The organism is Streptomyces graminofaciens, from assembly GCF_030294945.1.
GTDB lineage: Bacteria > Actinomycetota > Actinomycetes > Streptomycetales > Streptomycetaceae > Streptomyces > Streptomyces graminofaciens.
In genome coordinates this window covers 10,985,563-11,000,671 of record NZ_AP018448.1, presented here as the reverse complement: position 1 = coordinate 11,000,671, position 15,109 = coordinate 10,985,563, and the positions used below count along the sequence as shown (strand labels likewise).

Here is a 15,109-nt window from a genome sequence, read left to right as displayed (position 1 = left end):
ATCGCTTCTGCAAGGGCGGAAAGCTGCGGATCGCGCCGACGGTCCTGTTGCGCGATTCACGGGACTTATCACTGCCCTGTACAGAGGCTTACCTGTCCGTGCAGGAGGGGAGGCCGCTCTTCGTCAGCCGCGGAGATCCCGCCGACGGCCCAGGCGTGCAGCAGGGCTTGTGCGGGGCGTAGGCACGAATGGAACCCTGGGCGGCCATGCGGGCGAAAGCGGTCGCCGACGTCGCCGCCATCTAAAGGATCCCGCTGCACACAGTGGGCGGAAACCCTGCCGTTATCCGTTGTGGTGTGTCTGGTCATGCTTCGAGCACTACTGCGAGTCCCTGGCCGACGCCGATGCAGATGGCGGCGACGCCGATACCGCCGCCGCGTGCGGCAAGTGCGTGTGCGAGGTGCCCGACGATGCGTCCTCCGGAGGCGCCGAGGGGGTGGCCTATGGCGATGGCGCCGCCGTCGACGTTCACCTTCTGGGGATCGAGTTCGGGCCAGAGCCGCATGCAGGCGATGCTCTGGGCGGCGTATGCCTCGTTGAGTTCGACGAGGTCGACGTCCGACCAGGTTCTGCCGGCGCGGGCGAGGGCGCGGTTGGCTGCCTCCACCGGGGCGATGCCGAAGACGTCCGGGTCGTTGCCGGCCACTCCTCGTCCGGTGATGCGGGCCAGGGGTTGTGCTCCGGGCAGTGCGTTCTCGGCTCCGAGCAGTACTGCGGAGGCACCGTCGTTGAGGGGAGAGGAGTTGCCCGCTGTGACGCTTCCGTTCGCGAGGAATGCCGGCTTGAGCGCGGCAAGGGCGGCCATGCTCGTGTCGTCGCGGATGCCCTCGTCGCGGTCGAGGTGGACACCGGGCATACCGATGATCTCTGCCGCGTAGGCGCCGTCGGCGAATGCGCGTGCCGCGTTCTGATGGCTGCGCAGGGCGAAGGCGTCCTGCTCCTCGCGTGAGATGGCGAAGCGTTCCGCGAGGATCTCGGCTGTCTGTCCCAGGGGGATGGTCCACTGCTCGGGCATGCGGGGGTTCACGAGCCGCCATCCCAGGGTTGTGGAGACCATGGTCGCGTTGCCTGCCGGGTAGGCTCGGTCCGGCTTGGGCACGACCCACGGTGCGCGGCTCATCGACTCGACGCCGCCGGCGAGCACGAGCGTCGCGTCACCTGCTTCGATGGCTCGGCTGCCCTGTATGACTGTCTCGACTCCGGAGCCGCACAGGCGGTTGACGGTCACGCCGGGTGTGCTGGTGGGGAACCCTGCCAGCAGGGCGCCCATTCGGGCCACATTGCGATTGTCCTCGCCGGCGCCGTTGGCGTTGCCGAACACGATGTCGTCGATCCGCTCCGGGTCCAGGTCCGGCTGCCGCTCGACGATGGCGCTCATGACATGTGCGGCGAGGTCGTCCGGGCGTACGCCCGCCAGTGCTTTGCCGTACTTTCCGAAAGGGGTTCGTAGAGCGTCGTATACGAAGCTAGCGGTCATGACCTCGTCCGTTTTCGTTCATGGTCGTCGAGTGGCGGAATTGTGCTGGCGTCTTGTCAGGAACGGCCGGCAAGGGGGACAACTCGTCCATCCCTGAGGGGCAGTCCGGTGGCCGAGGTGAGCGCGTCGATCGTGGCGGTGCCGAACAACTCGCGCACCGCAAAGCCGGCGGGGGTGATGTCGAATACCGCGTGGTTGGTGTAGACGCGGGTGACGCAGCCCACGCCGGTGAGGGGGTAGGTGCACTGTGTGACGACTTTTGGTGTGCCGTCCGGGTGAGCAGATCAGTCATCACCCACACCGACTTGGCCCCGACCGCCAGGTCCATCGCCCCGCCGACCGCGGGTATGGCGTCGACGGCGCCGGTGTGCCAGTTGGCCAGGTCGCCGTGCTCGGAGATCTGGAACGCCCCGAGCACGCAGATGTCCAGGTGCCCTCCGCGCATCATGGCGAACGAGTCGGCGTGGTGGAAATAGGAGGCTCCGGGCCGCTCGGTCACCGGCTGCTTCCCCGCGTTGATGAGATCCGGATCGATGTGGCCTGGCACTGGTGCGGGCCCCATCGCCGGCATGCCGTTCTCGGTGTGCAGAACGACTTCCACATCTTCGGGGATGGCATCGGCCACGAGCGTCGGCGCGCCGATCCCCAGGTTCACGACGGATCCCTCGGGAATGTCGAGCGCGATGCGGGCGGCGAGTTCGCGGCGGGAAAGGCCGGAGCTGAGAACGGTCATCGGTTTTCGTCCCGTGATTCGATGGTGCTCGGGTTCGGGTTGCCCCCCGCGTCCGCGGCGCCGACGAAGGCACCCTCACGCAGCCATGTCCGCTCCCCGACACCCACCACCCGATCGACGAAGATCCCCGGCGTGACAACGGTCTCGGGATCGATCGCGCCCAGCTCCACGACACGGTCCACCTGTACGACGGTGCTCTGCGCGGCGGCAGCCATGATCGGCCCGAAGTTCCGCGCGGTCTTGCGGTACACCACGTTGCTCCAGCGGTCGGCCAGACGGCCGCTCACCAGCGCATGGTCGGCGCGCAGAGGGTGTTCCAGCACGTGGTCGCGCCCGCCGATGACCCGATGCTCCTTGCCGGCGGCCAGCGGGGTGCCGAAGCCGGTGGGAGTGAAGAACGCGCCGATTCCCGCGCCTGCGGCTCGGATGCGTTCAGCCAGTGTCCCCTGCGGTGCGAGTTCGAGCACGATCTTCCCCGCCCGGTAGAGGCGGTCGAAGACGTAGGAGTCACTCTGACGCGGGAACGAGCAGATGATCTTGCGGACGCGGCCTGTGGCGAGCAGAGCGGCCAGGCCCGTGTTTCCGTTGCCTGCGTTGTTGTTGATGACCACGAGATCGCGGGCGCCCTGCTCAAGAAGGGCGTCGATCAACTCCACGGGCTGACCGGCTCTGCCGAAACCACCGATCATGATCGTCGCCCCGTCCTCGATGCCCGCCACAGCCTCGGCGGCACTCGGACAGACCTTCGAGATCAAGTGACATCACCCTTTCGCGAAGCGGCCTCAATGCCGCCCTGCTGGCGGTAACAGTACATCGAGAGAGGCGATTCGTACATGGTCAAAATACCAATGACTATGTACAAGACAAGTTGTTGACGGGCTGTGCCGCACTTCCGCCGGGCAAGTGGGCCATGCGTCGAAGGGGTCACCCGGGGGCCGGGTCAGCCGCTTTTGTCCGCCCGTAGTCACGGGCAGCCAGACCGCGAACTGCGAAGAGCCGCCAGCCGCCTTGGAAGGATTCGGCGGCCGTGACCGCCGCGGGTTGCCGAGGACAGCGCGGAGCTGGCGGAGGCTGCGTTGATCGCCGAGCCGAGCGCGTACCGCGCAGGCAGCGACTGGGTGGCGGTTCCGGACTGGTCGGGCAGGGTGAGACCCGCACCGAGCCCGGTCAGCAGCGCGGCGGGCATGGGTCCGAGAGCGGTCGCCGCCCGTGGAACCCCAGGTGCCGATGGCAACCGGCCGACGGCCGACGGGAATTCCGGCCGGATCGGGACGAGTGACGTAGGTGTGACCAGGGCGGCGAAGGCCGCCGGCAGAGCCCGCCCCGCGATCAGCACGCCCGCGTTCGGTGCGAGGCGGCACGGGGCGCAAGCAGGAGACGGCCTGCATGACGAAGCGGCAGTCGGCGAGCATCCCGCGAACTCCGCCGGGCGGATCACACTGTACGGCGAGGTTGCCCAGCGTGCCGCGGCAGGAGGCGTCAGCCAGGCTTCGGGTCGGTTGCCTCGGTTGCTCCGGGACGGACGGTGGCGGGGCGTCGCCGTCCCGCTGGCTGTGCGTCTTCGGCAGCGCCCGCACCGCGCGCGGCGGCGTCCGCTGCGGATCGCATCACCGCGCCGAGGAGAGCCCGCGTTCTTTCAGACGGGCCCGATAGGCCCGTACGTTCTGGGTGTTCCCGCAGGTGGTGACGTCGTGCCAGAGACGCGAGCAGTTCTTGGAGCGGTCGTAGAACGCACCGCGACAGCGAGGGTTCGCACACACCTTCAGTCGCCGCATCGTGTCGGCATAGGTGGCGGCGGCCAGTTGGATCATGACGTACGAGCGGAGAAGTTCGACACCCTTGCCGCGAGCGTGCAGCCGCGCGCCTCCGGCGTCCAGAGTGACGGCTGCCGTCGTCTCGATCGACGGTGCGGCGACGGCGGCGGAAGGTTCGTCGGCATGCCCGGTGGCCAGCGCGGCGCGGAGGTCGTCGCGCAGCGATTGGAGGCGACCGAGGCCCCGTGCATCAAGGGGGCATGGAGCGGAAGGAGCGCTGGAGTCGATACTGCTCAGCGTTGTGAGGGATGACCGAAGCCATTGCTCCGCCGTATCGACGGACTCCAGGAGGTCAGGCTGGCGTGGCTTGCCCAGGCTCGCTGTGTTCAAGAGGTCCTGTACGAATCCCAGCCCGCCTGGGGCGTTGTGTTCGACTTCCTCATAGCGAGCCGAGGCCGGCCATTGGACCGCCGCACTCATCGTGTCCTCCTGGTGCCGTCAGGGTGCTTGCATCGCCTCCGTAAGAGCCTATCGCTTTCACCTGTGACCCATGGCCAGACCGCATGAGCGGGGCCGCCTGCAGACGGCCCCGCGAGGGGACCTATTCCCCGGTGAAGTCGACGGTGGGTCGGGGCCGTCCGGCCTTGTAGGCCGCCACGGCCGACGTGAGAGCGACAGCCACATCCTTGGACTCGAACAAGGGGATGGCGATGTCGAACATCGAGTCGTCGGCGGCCTTCACGCCTCCGGCTTCCCACATCCGCAGCAGCGCCTTGTGCGCGGCGTGCGCCCGGGTGGGCCCTGCGGCCACCTTGCGGGCGAAAGCCCGAGCGGCCTCGAGGACTTCGGCATCGGGCAGGATGTGGTTGACGACTCCGGCCTGCGCCATGGTGGCAGCGGGCACCTGTTCCGAGGTCAGTGCCCATTCGTAGGCCCTGGCACGGCCCGCACGAGCGGCCGATCGGTAGATGCCGCCAAGCAGGGTGACGATGCCCAGGGTCTGCTCGGGGTGCCCGAACCGGGCCCCCTCGCCGGCGAAGATCACGTCGGAGCGCAGCGCGAGTTCGAAGCCCCCGCCGAAGCACAGGCCGTTCACCGCTGCGATCACTGGCACGGGAATCTGCTCGAAGCGGTTGAAGGCGAACATGTACCGCTCGAACAGCATCCGCAGCTGCCGCACGTCGAGGTCGGGCCACGTGACGATGTCCCCGCCGAAGCAGAAGTCAGGCCCTTCGGCCCGCAGAAGGATCGCCCGCGCCCCCGATGACTCCGCCTTCTCTACCGCTGCGAGCAGTTCCTCGGCCATCTGTTCGTCGATACGGTTCTGCGGCGGGTTGTCCAGGACGATCTCGGCGACGTGGTCGTTGATGTCGAAACCAAGATGGCTCATCGGTCTTCCATTTCTTTCCTGCAGGCACGGTTGCTGAAGGTGGCCGCGCGGAACAGACGGGGAACCGGGCTATGCGCCCGGAGCGGGCTGCGGGTCGCCCGCATAGAAGTGATCGGGCGGGACGACGCCGACCAGCCGGTCGCGGACCGTGGCGGAGAATCGCAGGACTGCTCCGAGCGGACGATGGTGGATCGCCGCCCGGACGACATCGCCCTCTGCGTTCTTCTCCAGAAGAGTGACGCCGGAGAACTCCACTCCGCCGAACGCCGTCGCCTTCCACTGCAGGTAGGTCGTGGTTGCGTCGGAGGCCTCGGCCGTGAACTCCAGCGACTCGTAGATCGTGCTCGCAGCCGCGAGAGCAGAGGCGACGAGCGCCCGACCGGCGATAGGCCGGGCAAGAATGCTGGCCTCCAGCACGACGTCCTCGGCGAAGCCCTGCGCGAAGGTGTTTTCGGAATGCTCCGAGAAGCCGCTGCGCCAGCCCGAAGCCGCATCGCCGGCATTCAAGTTCTGGAGGAAGCCCAGGACTTCGCGGGCCAGGGCGTGGGGGTACTCCACGTGCAGCCAGTGCCCACCGCCGGGAACCGTCGCCTGACGCGCAGCAGGGAAACGAGGCGCGATGGCGCCAGTGACAACTTCCTCGGTGACGAAGCCGTCGCTGCCGCCGCGGACGATGAGAACGGGGCCGGAGTACGCGCTCTGTTCCGGTGCCTCCTCGACACCGTTGTTCCAGATGTCGACGTACCGTGCGACCACGGGCGGGGCAACCAGCAGGCCGCTGCGACCCAGCGCGTCCAGTGCCTCCTTGTCGAGCGCCGGCGAGAGCTGGGTGCGAACGGCACGCTGGGCCTCCGCGTTCCCGCCGAGCGCCCGGAACGGCACAACGGCTTCCTCGGGCAGACGGGTGCCCCCGAGCGGGACCGGCGTGAGCAGAACCAGTCCGGCGACGCGCCCGGGCCGGGCGGCGGCCGCGAGTTCGGCAACCTGGGAGCCCATGCTCTGGCCCACCACGACGACGGGTCCCTTGATGTCGTCGACGACGGATGCGACCTCGTCGGCGAACAGGGCCAGGCTCAGCTTCTCCGTGTCCTCGGCAGAGGACGCACGGGTCCCGGAACCCGGAAGATCGATACGCGCCGTCGCCACGGCACCCTTCAGGGCTTCGACGAAGCCGTCCCAAACGGTGGCATCGTCCAGGAAGCCGTGGACGAGCAGCAGTGTCGGCGCATGCGGGAGCGCCTCGCCACCGCCGGTACCGGCTGGGTCGGTGCGAACAAAGTCTCTGGTCATTTCGGTTCCGTCCTCGTTGATCCGGAAGGCGACCATTCCGCCGTGTCGATGGGTGAGAAGTCCGTCGGACGTTCATCGAGCCGCGCGCTGCGCGTCACGCGCAGACGCTCGACGAGCTCCTCGGGAAGGGGGGTGGTGAAGATGTTGTTGACGAGCGAGTACTCGGCGGCCAGACGCCCAACGGCCCCCAGGGCACCGATGTCGATGCGCCCGCCGGGCAGGTAGAGGTCGTCGCGCACGTGGAAGCGCTCCACGCGCCCCCAGACCACGTGGTCCGGCATCGGGGGCATGGGGATGATCCGATCCACCACGCACTCCATGGAAACAGGGGCGTCGGCGATCCGGGGCGCCGCTACGACCTCGCACTTGCCCTTCTCCAGGCCGAGTGCCTCGAATTCGTCGACCTCCGGGTCGAACTCGAAGGCGGAGCGGTGCACCTCGTCGGCATGGCCGATCGACGCCATGTTCACCACGAACTCACCGGTGTCCCGGATGTTGACGAACGTGTCCTTCAGGGTGACCTCGTCGGAGCGGGGCTGAAGGGAGATCGACACGATCGGGGGAAGGCGGCCGACGACGGTGAAGAAGGACACCGGGGCCACGTTGCCGACGCCCGCGGTCGACCGGGTGCTGACCCAGGCGATCGCGCGCGGCAGAACGCTGCCGATGAGAAGTTTGTAGCTCGACCTGGCGTCGAGCGATGCCGTATCGATGATCATTTGCACTCTCCGTTGAACGCCTCATCCGAAGGGCTGCCGGTCTCGGCCTGCTCTCGGCGCCCGCGACGATGGCCGGCTCGATTCCCGGTCGGTACCGGGTGCGGATAGCCCCGGGGAAGCGCGGGGCGAGAGGGACGACCTCTGGTGTGTACAGGAGCGTAGCGCTTACACATGTGACAACACCAGGTGTGCGCCAACTGAAATGCCCGGCGGGGCTCCGGCGAGGGGAGGCCGCTTCAACGCGTTCGAAATGACAGAGTCATACCGTTGTCACCTGTGTACACAGCTGTTAGGGTCCGCCGCTATGAAAGCAACAACGCTTCCAGGTCTCACCGGGGAACCGGCACTGGAGATGCTCCACGCCGCGCCAGTGGGACCCGCGGCACCCGGAACACCCCGGTTGCTGTTCGTGCACGGTCTGGGCTACGCCGCCTGGGTCTGGGAGGACTGGATGGCCGCGGCGGCCGCGGCCGGACACGACAGCTGGGCGGTCTCCCTGCGCGGCCACGGTGGCAGCGGCGGCACCGCCGCCCGCTCCGCGCTGAGCGACTACGAGGCCGACGTCGTCCGCGCCGCACGCTCGCTCCCGGGGCCCGTCGTGCTGATCGGGCACTCCATGGGCGCGCTCGTCGTCCAACGCGCGGCCGCGGCGGCGAACGCCGCTGCCATGATCCTGGTCGCTCCGCTGCCCCCACGCCCTGCGGTGCACACGATTCTGGCCGTACTGCGCCGGCAGCCGTTGGAAGTGCCGCGCTACATAGCCGGCAGGCCGATCAAGCTCGGTCCCCACATCCTCTACGCCTACCCGGACGACCCGGCGACGGCCGAGGCGAGCAAGCGCCTGACCCCCGACTCCCCGCTCGTCCAGTACCAGTTCCTCTTCCACCGGCCGACGCGCGTGCCGCCGCTGCCGGTCCTGGTACTCGCCGCCGCGAAGGACCGGCTCGTGCCCCTCGTCTCCGTACGGGCCACTGCGCGGCGCTACGGGGCGCGACTCCGGAAAATAGCCGGCGTCGGACACACCATGATGCTCGACCCGGAATGGTCCGAGGGCTGGAAGCAGATCGAGTCCTGGCTCGCCGACGGCCCCCCGACGGCAGCCCACCCCACCGGCCCGCCACCCACCCGGCGCGGCAGGAGTGACAGTAAGGAAGAGAGGAACCATGGTTGACAGGCGAGACGTGGCCTTCACCGCCGACGGTGGAGTGACCCTGCGCGGCTGGTACTTCGTACCCGAAGGCGAAGGCCCGCATCCGGCCATCTCCATGGCTCACGGCTACGCGGGCGTCAAGGAGCACGCCCTGGAGAGCTTCGCCCGGCGGTTCGCCGAGGCGGGCTTCGCCGTACTCCTCCACGACCACCGCACGTTCGGCGCCAGCGACGGCGAGCCACGTCAGGACGTCAATCCGTGGGTGCAGGCCGAGGACTGGCGTCGGGCGATCTCCTTCCTGGAGGCGCAGCCCGAGGTCGATCCGGACCGGCTCGGCGTCTGGGGAAGCAGTTACGGCGGTGGGCACGCAATCGTGCTCGGTGCCACGGACCGGCGCCTGAAGGCCGTCGTCGCGCAGGTCCCGAACATCAGCGGCTACCGGCAGGGGCTTCGGCGGGTGCCTCCGCATCTCGTTCCCGCCCTTGAGGAGGGGTTCGCGGAGGAGGAGCGCAGCGCCGCCCGCGGGGAACCGCTCCCGTACCAGCAGATCGTCAGCAGCGATCCGGCGGTCCGCGCGTCCTACTACTCCGGCGACGCGGTCGACTTCTATCTCCAGGAGCTGCCCGAGGGCGTCTGGGAGAACAAGGTGACCGTGCGCTCCACCCGCATGGCGCGCATGTACGAGCCGGGGTCGTTCATCCGCAGGGTGTCCCCCACGCCTTTGTTGATGATCGTTGCCAAGGACGATTTCCTGACGGTGACCGACGTCGCTCTCGAGGCCTACGAGGACGCCCTCGAACCCAAGAAGCTGATCCTCATACCCGGCGGCCACTTCGACCCGTACCGCGCCCAGTTCGAGCGCGCCGGCTCGGAAGCACTCGACTGGTTCCGGAAGTTTCTGCAGGCGTAGATCGAGTGCACCCGCGAGGGAATCGGCGGGTCAGCATCCGGCCTGATGGGTGATCAGACCAGCTCGTCGGTGAACTCCTCGTCGTTCAAGTGGCGGCAGGATCTCGGAAGCGAGCTCCCACCAGTGCCCCCGCCTGGCGAGCCAGGCACCCGGCTGGTCGGCGTCCGGACCCGGTATTCCGGGGGAGCTGGAGCAGTTCACGGAAGGTGCGCCCCAACACGGCCGCCTCGACCGCGGGGCACGGGCCCCATGACGACCAAACGATAGGAGTCGGCCTTGGCCGGTAAGAAGGACCTTCGATACGCGGTCCACATCTCACCCTCGATCCCCACAGAGATCAGTGATCTGCCGCCCGGTGTGGAGCGGCGGATGTGGTCGCCCATCTCCTCGACGCTCATCTACGGCGAGCGGGACGCGGTACTCGTCGACCCGGTCATGACGGTCCAGCAAGCCGTCGCGCTCGCCGAATGGGTGGAAGCGTACGACCGGAATCTGACGACGGTCTATGTCACCCACGGGCATGGAGATCATTGGTTCGGGCTGGCGACCCTCCTCGAGCGCTTCCCGAACACCCGAGCGGTCGCCACGCCGGCGGTCGTCGAGCACATGGCGAAGCAGATGGAGCCGAGCTTCGTCGAGAGCTTCTGGAACGCGAGGTTCCCGGGCCAGATCCCGGACCGCATCGTGGCCGCCGGCCCGATGGAGGAGGGGGTGCTCGAACTCGAGGGCCGGGAGTTGACGGTGGTGCCGCTCGGTCACACCGACACCGACGACACGACCGCACTGCACGTCCCGTCCATCGGACTCGTGGTCGCCGGGGATGCCGCCTACAACGACGTGCACCTCTATCTCGCCGAGTCGCCGAGCGAGGGCCGCAAGGCGTGGAAGGATGCGCTCGGCGTGATTGCCGGCCTCGGAGCCGACCATGTCGTGGCGGGGCACAAGCGTCCCGGCCGGCCCGACTCCCCGGGCATTCTCGCCGAGACCCGCGCGTACATCGATGACTTCGAGGACTGCGTCGCGCGCACCGCCTCCACTGAGGAGCTCTACCAGGCGATGCTGGAGATCCATCCGGACCGGGTCAACCCGGGCGCCCTGTGGGGCTCGGCCCGTTCGGTGAAGGGCTGACGCGACACGCCTACTTTTCCCCTGCGCCATGCGTCCGGCTGACAGCCGATCACCGACCCGTGGTACGCGCAGGGCCACGGGGCCCCCGCGAGGGCGAGCCGCGCGGGTACGACGGCATCCACGCAGTTCATGCTCGACGAGCTCCCTGCGCCGGTCCTGTGCGGCGGTGTCCGGCGTGTTCATGTGCTGTCGGTCCCGGCGCAGCGTGCCCATGACTGGGCGACGTCGAAACGAGGGTCATCGTCGCCTCAGCTGTCGTAGTCAACGTCAACGGTCACCATCTCGGAGACCGGGTAGGCCTGGCCGGTCAGGACGTAGCCGGTGTCGCGCGTTCAGATGAGCTTCGACCAGTTCACCAACCTGGTCGACGACGCACAAGCCGGCAAGCTGGACGGCATCGCACTGCCCTGGCCTCACCGCCGACTGCCGTGCGGGGTCGGGGGCCGGCGCGGTGGCGGAGTAGGTTCGCTCCGTTTCCAGCCCCCGCCGCATCGAACCGGGTGGGCTACGGCCGAGTCGCGCGGCATCAGCATCACGTCACGATCACATAGACCTTGCGCACGGTTTCAATGGTCTTCCAGACACCGACGAAGCCCGGCTTCATGACAAAGCTGTCGCCTGCCTTGTAGACCGCCGGTTCGCCTCCTTCCGGCGTGAGTTCGACGATGCCGGAGAGGATGTGGCAGAACTCGAAGGTCTCGCCCTTGATCGAGCGCGTCTCGCCGGGCGTCGCTTCCCAGACGCCCGTACGGATCGTCTCCCCGCGGGCGACGTCCTGGGCCCAGGTCTTGAAGGCGGGGTTGCCGGAGATCAGGCGTTCCGGGAGCGGGGCGGACTCGTGCGGAGCGGAGGAGGGATTGGTGTCGATGGTCTTCAGAAGGGACATGCCATTTCCTTTCTTGAGCTTGAGAGGTTGGTAGCCGCGGCACCGGTCCACGGCTCACCACCCCGACGAAACCGCCTGCTGCCCGCCGGGCCGGTACGCCGGGCATGTCAGGTCAGGGCCCGACTCCGGCCGGCCACGACCTCGGGGCGCAGCAGGTCGGCGAGGGTCTCGGCCGGCAACAGGCCTTTCTCCAGGACGAGTTCGGCGACGCCCCGGCCGCTGGCGAGGGCCTCTTTGGCGATGTCGGTGGCCGCGGTGTAGCCGATGTGCGGGTTGAGGGCGGTGACCAGGCCGATGGAGTTCTCCACCCTCGCGCGCAGCGCCTCGGTGTTGGCGGTGATGCCGTCCACGCAGCGTTCGGCGAGGGTGAGGCAGGCGGCGCGCAGGTGGGTGATGGACTCCGACAGGGAGTGCAGGATGACAGGCTCGAAGGCGTTGAGCTGGAGCTGTCCGGCCTCGGCGGCCATGGTGATGGTGACGTCGTTGCCGATGACCTCGAAGGCGACCTGGTTGACGACCTCGGGGATCACCGGGTTGACCTTGCCGGGCATGATGGACGAACCGGCCTGCACCGGTGGCAGGTTGATCTCGCCGAGGCCCGCGCGCGGCCCGGAGGACAGCAGGCGCAGGTCGTTGCAGCTCTTGGAGAGCTTGACGGCGATGCGCTTGAGCACGCCGGACATCTGCACGAACGCGCCGCAGTCCTGGGTGGCCTCGACCAGGTTCGCGGCCGTGACCAGCGGCAGTCCGGTGATCTCGGAGAGGTGGCGACGGGCCGACTCGGCGTATCCGGCGGGGGCGTTGAGCCCGGTGCCGATCGCCGTGGCACCCAGGTTGATCTCATGGATCAGCTCGACGGCCTCGGCAAGACGGTGGCGGTCCTCGTCAATCATGACGGCGTATGCGGAGAACTCCTGGCCGAGCGTCATCGGCACCGCGTCCTGCAACTGTGTACGGCCCATCTTGAGGACCTCGCGGAACTCGACGGCCTTGCGGGCGAAGGAGTCCTGGAGGACGGCCATCGCCTTGAGCAGTCCACGGACCGCGAAGACCGTCGCGACCTTGACCGCGGTCGGGTAGACGTCGTTGGTGGACTGGCCGAGGTTGACGTCCTCGTTGGGGTGCACGTACTGGTACTGGCCCTTGTCGTGGCCCAGCAGCTCCAACGCCCTGTTGGCGACGACCTCGTTGGCGTTCATGTTCGTCGAGGTGCCGGCTCCGCCCTGGATGACGTCGACGACGAACTGGTCGTGCAGCTTGCCCTCGCGTATCTCCCGGCAGGCCTCGACGATCGCGGCGGCCTTCCTCGGCTCCAGCAGGCCGAGCTCCTCGTTGGCGCGGGCGGCGGCCTCCTTGACCGCGGCGAGCGCGTCGATCAGGTGCGGGTAGGCGGAGATGGTCATGCCCGAGATGGGGAAGTTCTCCGTGGCGCGCAGCGTGTGAACACCCCAGTAGGCGTCTACGGGAACGTCTCGGTCGCCAAGCAGATCGTGTTCACTGCGGGTGACGGCGGTCATTCCGGAGCGGGCCCTTCCTCGATGCGGTTCAGGTGTGGACGTGAGTGGGTGCGGCAACAGGCCGCGAGACCGGAAAGCCGCGGGGACGTCCCAGGACCCTTGCTGGGGAAGTCCCCGCGGCTTCGACGCCGTCGGCATCGGCATCGCCATCGGCTCAGAGCAGCTTGTCCTTGGCCTTGTAGTAGGCGCCGCCGAACGGCAGGAACCAGGGGGTGCCGTTGTAGAAGGGGACGGGCACCTTCGGGAAGCCGAAGCCGCGCAGGGGGTTGGCCTCCGGCTTGCCGTCCATCATCTCGGCCACGGCCCGGCCCATGTACGTGGCCATCTGGACGCCGTGGCCGCAGTAACCCATGGAGTAGTAGAGGCCGTTGACGTCACCCGCGTGCGGAACGCGGTCCCAGGAGAAGCCGACCATGCCGCCCCATACGTAGTCGATCCGCGTCCCGGCCAGCTGCGGGAAGATCTCCGTCATCTCCCGCTTGAGGATGTCGCCGCTCTTGACGTCGGAGGCGGGGTTGGAGGGGGCGAAGCGGGCCCGGCCGCCGAAGGCGAGGCGGTTGTCCGGGGTGAGGCGGACGTAGTGACCGACGTTCTTGTGGGCGACCAGCAGGCGGCCGTTGGGGATGAGCTCCTTGGCGCGTGCCTCCCCCAGCGGCTCGGTGACGATGATGAAGCTGCCGACGTTGATCAGCCGCTTGCGGAACCACGGCATCGACTTGTCGGTGTAGGCGTCCGTCGCCGCCATGACCTGCTTGGCGCGGATGGTGCCGTTCATGGTTTCCACCAGGAAGCCTCCGCCGGGGAGGCGGGTGAGGCCGGTGGCGGCGTTGCGCTCGTGGATCTCGGCGCCGGCACGCTCGGCGGCGCCTGCCAGGCCGCCGACGAACTTGCCGACGTGCAGGCCCGCGCTGAGCGGGTCGAGCAGGGCACCGTGGTAGTAGTCCGTGCCGAGCTCGGCGCGCAGTTCGCTCTTGCTCAGGACGACCGTCTCGTGGCCGAAGTTGTCGGCCAGGTCGCGCTGCTTGGCCCGCAGGCCGTCGAAGTGCCCGGGCTTGCAGACCGCGCCCAGGCGCCCGGAGCGGTTGAAGTCGCAGTCGATGTTCTCGGTGTGGGTGAGCTCCTCGACGACGTCGACCGCCTCGCGGAAGGCGTCGTACAGCTCACGGGCCCGCTCCTGCCCGTAGCGCTTGCGCGCCTCGGCGGGGCTGATGGTGATGCCCTGGGTGCACATGCTGCCGTTGCGCCCGGAGGCGCCCGAGCCCACCTTGTCCTTCTCGACCAGGACGACCCGGGCGCCCTTGCGAGCGGCGTGATAGGCGGTGGACAGGCCGGTGAGACCGCCGCCGATCACCACCACGTCCGCCTCGTCGGGCAGGTCCTTTCCGGAACGGTCGGGCAGGGCGGGGGCTGTGTCCAGCCAGTAGGGGATCTGCTTCATGGCGTGCGTCCTCTGTGTTCTCGGTCCGTTTCCGTTGCGCCGTCGGTCAGCAGCCGAGCAGCTTCGGCAGGCCCGACAGGTCGGGCAGCTCGTCGTACGGCTGGTAGTCGGCGCTGCCGGGGCGGCCGTAGCGGTTGATCCACACCCGGCGCTTCAGGCCGAGGTCGCGGGTCGGGATGTGGTCGTACTCCCAGCCCTGCGCGGTGTGGATGACCTGCGACGGCTCGACGCCCATGGTCTTGAAGGCGTACTCGAAGGTCTGGCGGTCCGGCTTGTAGGCGCCGGCCTGCTGGGCGGTGATGACGTGGTCGAACTCGACGCCGATGTTCTCCACGTTACGCGCGATCATGTTGTCGTCGGTGTTGGAGATGATGGCGATCTCGTACCTGGTCTTCAGGGCGCGCAGTGCGTCCGGGACCTCCGGGAAGGGGCCGAAGGTGGGGACGGCCTCGACGAGGGCGTCACCGTCGGACTCGCGGTACTCCAGGCCGTGCAGGCGCATGGCGTTGCGCAGGCTGGAGTGCAGGATCTCGTGGTACGGACGGTAGGCCTCCAGGACGGCCTGGAAGCGCATGACGCGGAAGTCGTCGAGGAACTCGTCGACGTCCAGGTTGTCCAGGTCCAGCCGGTCTTCGAGGACCTTCAGGGTCGTGGGGCCGAGCTCGAAGTTGATCAGGGTCGCATAGGCGTCGAAGGTGACGATCTCTCGCATGGTGT

Annotated in this window: 13 protein-coding genes and 1 pseudogene; 3 read left to right on the top strand and 11 right to left on the bottom strand. The window is 68.3% G+C overall.

Annotation, left to right across the window (positions count from 1 at the left end):
* Window positions 1-304 precede the first annotated feature (304 nt).
* From SGFS_RS48560 to SGFS_RS48530, 7 genes and pseudogenes are all read right to left on the bottom strand, one after another.
* Entirely contained in the window at window positions 305-1,477 is a 1,173-nt protein-coding gene (locus tag SGFS_RS48560; RefSeq protein WP_286259129.1) for a thiolase family protein, read from the bottom strand.
* Between the two features lie 56 nt (window positions 1,478-1,533).
* Window positions 1,534-2,210, bottom strand: a pseudogene (locus SGFS_RS48555) (3-oxoacid CoA-transferase subunit B).
* Window positions 2,207-2,965, bottom strand: coding sequence for a 3-oxoacid CoA-transferase subunit A (locus tag SGFS_RS48550; RefSeq protein WP_286259128.1), 759 nt, complete (start codon window positions 2,963-2,965; stop codon window positions 2,207-2,209). Before SGFS_RS48550 ends, SGFS_RS48555 begins: the two are co-directional and overlap by 4 nt.
* Before the next feature lie 852 nt (window positions 2,966-3,817).
* The gene (locus SGFS_RS48545; protein WP_286259127.1) at window positions 3,818-4,444 is read right to left on the bottom strand and encodes a CGNR zinc finger domain-containing protein; all 627 of its coding nucleotides are present in this window, start codon (window positions 4,442-4,444) and stop codon (window positions 3,818-3,820) included.
* Between the two features lie 121 nt (window positions 4,445-4,565).
* A complete protein-coding gene (locus tag SGFS_RS48540; protein WP_286259125.1) occupies window positions 4,566-5,354 on the bottom strand; it encodes an enoyl-CoA hydratase/isomerase family protein in 789 nt (262 codons plus the stop codon).
* Window positions 5,355-5,423: 69 nt separating this feature from the next.
* Window positions 5,424-6,680 carry an alpha/beta fold hydrolase gene (locus SGFS_RS48535; RefSeq protein ID WP_286259124.1) on the bottom strand — a complete coding sequence of 419 codons (1,257 nt, stop codon included), beginning with the start codon at window positions 6,678-6,680 and terminating at the stop codon, window positions 5,424-5,426.
* Entirely contained in the window at window positions 6,641-7,363 is a 723-nt protein-coding gene (locus SGFS_RS48530) for a flavin reductase family protein (protein ID WP_286259122.1), read from the bottom strand. The genes SGFS_RS48535 and SGFS_RS48530 overlap by 40 nt, the downstream gene beginning before the upstream one ends.
* A gap of 304 nt (window positions 7,364-7,667) precedes the next feature.
* Here SGFS_RS48530 and SGFS_RS48525 point away from each other — a divergent pair, with 304 nt between their 5' ends.
* The 3 genes from SGFS_RS48525 (at window position 7,668) to SGFS_RS48515 (ending at window position 10,551) form a co-directional block, all read left to right on the top strand.
* Entirely contained in the window at window positions 7,668-8,534 is an 867-nt protein-coding gene (locus tag SGFS_RS48525; protein ID WP_286259121.1) for an alpha/beta hydrolase, read from the top strand.
* Window positions 8,527-9,423 carry an alpha/beta hydrolase gene (locus SGFS_RS48520; RefSeq protein WP_286259119.1) on the top strand — a complete coding sequence of 299 codons (897 nt, stop codon included), beginning with the start codon at window positions 8,527-8,529 and terminating at the stop codon, window positions 9,421-9,423. The genes SGFS_RS48525 and SGFS_RS48520 overlap by 8 nt, the downstream gene beginning before the upstream one ends.
* A gap of 276 nt (window positions 9,424-9,699) precedes the next feature.
* Window positions 9,700-10,551 (top strand): MBL fold metallo-hydrolase, encoded by an 852-nt coding sequence (locus SGFS_RS48515; protein WP_286259118.1) that lies wholly within the window; start codon window positions 9,700-9,702, stop codon window positions 10,549-10,551.
* Window positions 10,552-11,083: 532 nt separating this feature from the next.
* Here the strand turns inward: SGFS_RS48515 and SGFS_RS48510 are convergent.
* The 4 genes from SGFS_RS48510 to SGFS_RS48495 form a co-directional block, all read right to left on the bottom strand.
* Complete coding sequence (locus SGFS_RS48510) at window positions 11,084-11,437, bottom strand: cupin domain-containing protein (RefSeq protein ID WP_286259116.1); 354 nt, start codon at window positions 11,435-11,437, stop codon at window positions 11,084-11,086.
* Between the two features lie 107 nt (window positions 11,438-11,544).
* The gene (gene aspA, locus SGFS_RS48505; RefSeq protein WP_286259114.1) at window positions 11,545-12,954 is read right to left on the bottom strand and encodes an aspartate ammonia-lyase; all 1,410 of its coding nucleotides are present in this window, start codon (window positions 12,952-12,954) and stop codon (window positions 11,545-11,547) included.
* A 154-nt stretch (window positions 12,955-13,108) separates the two neighbouring features.
* Window positions 13,109-14,392: an NAD(P)/FAD-dependent oxidoreductase gene (locus SGFS_RS48500; protein ID WP_286259113.1), complete on the bottom strand. Its 1,284-nt coding sequence runs from the start codon at window positions 14,390-14,392 to the stop codon at window positions 13,109-13,111.
* Between the two features lie 46 nt (window positions 14,393-14,438).
* Window positions 14,439-15,104 carry a haloacid dehalogenase type II gene (locus tag SGFS_RS48495; RefSeq protein ID WP_286259111.1) on the bottom strand — a complete coding sequence of 222 codons (666 nt, stop codon included), beginning with the start codon at window positions 15,102-15,104 and terminating at the stop codon, window positions 14,439-14,441.
* Between the last annotated feature and the right edge of the window lie 5 nt (window positions 15,105-15,109).

What these genes read in the sequence shown, in the direction of transcription:
- SGFS_RS48560 (WP_286259129.1), bottom strand. Translation starts at nt 1,477, where the DNA reads ATGACCGCTAGCTTCGTATACGACGCTCTACGAACCCCTTTCGGAAAG.
- SGFS_RS48545 (WP_286259127.1), bottom strand. Translation starts at nt 4,444, where the DNA reads ATGAGTGCGGCGGTCCAATGGCCGGCCTCGGCTCGCTATGAGGAAGTC.
- SGFS_RS48495 (WP_286259111.1), bottom strand. Translation starts at nt 15,104, where the DNA reads ATGCGAGAGATCGTCACCTTCGACGCCTATGCGACCCTGATCAACTTC.
- SGFS_RS48525 (WP_286259121.1), top strand. Translation starts at nt 7,668, where the DNA reads ATGAAAGCAACAACGCTTCCAGGTCTCACCGGGGAACCGGCACTGGAG.
- SGFS_RS48535 (WP_286259124.1), bottom strand. Translation starts at nt 6,680, where the DNA reads ATGGTCGCCTTCCGGATCAACGAGGACGGAACCGAAATGACCAGAGAC.
- SGFS_RS48530 (WP_286259122.1), bottom strand. Translation starts at nt 7,363, where the DNA reads ATGATCATCGATACGGCATCGCTCGACGCCAGGTCGAGCTACAAACTT.
- SGFS_RS48520 (WP_286259119.1), top strand. Translation starts at nt 8,527, where the DNA reads ATGGTTGACAGGCGAGACGTGGCCTTCACCGCCGACGGTGGAGTGACC.
- aspA (WP_286259114.1), bottom strand. Translation starts at nt 12,954, where the DNA reads ATGACCGCCGTCACCCGCAGTGAACACGATCTGCTTGGCGACCGAGAC.
- SGFS_RS48510 (WP_286259116.1), bottom strand. Translation starts at nt 11,437, where the DNA reads ATGTCCCTTCTGAAGACCATCGACACCAATCCCTCCTCCGCTCCGCAC.
- SGFS_RS48540 (WP_286259125.1), bottom strand. Translation starts at nt 5,354, where the DNA reads ATGAGCCATCTTGGTTTCGACATCAACGACCACGTCGCCGAGATCGTC.
- SGFS_RS48500 (WP_286259113.1), bottom strand. Translation starts at nt 14,392, where the DNA reads ATGAAGCAGATCCCCTACTGGCTGGACACAGCCCCCGCCCTGCCCGAC.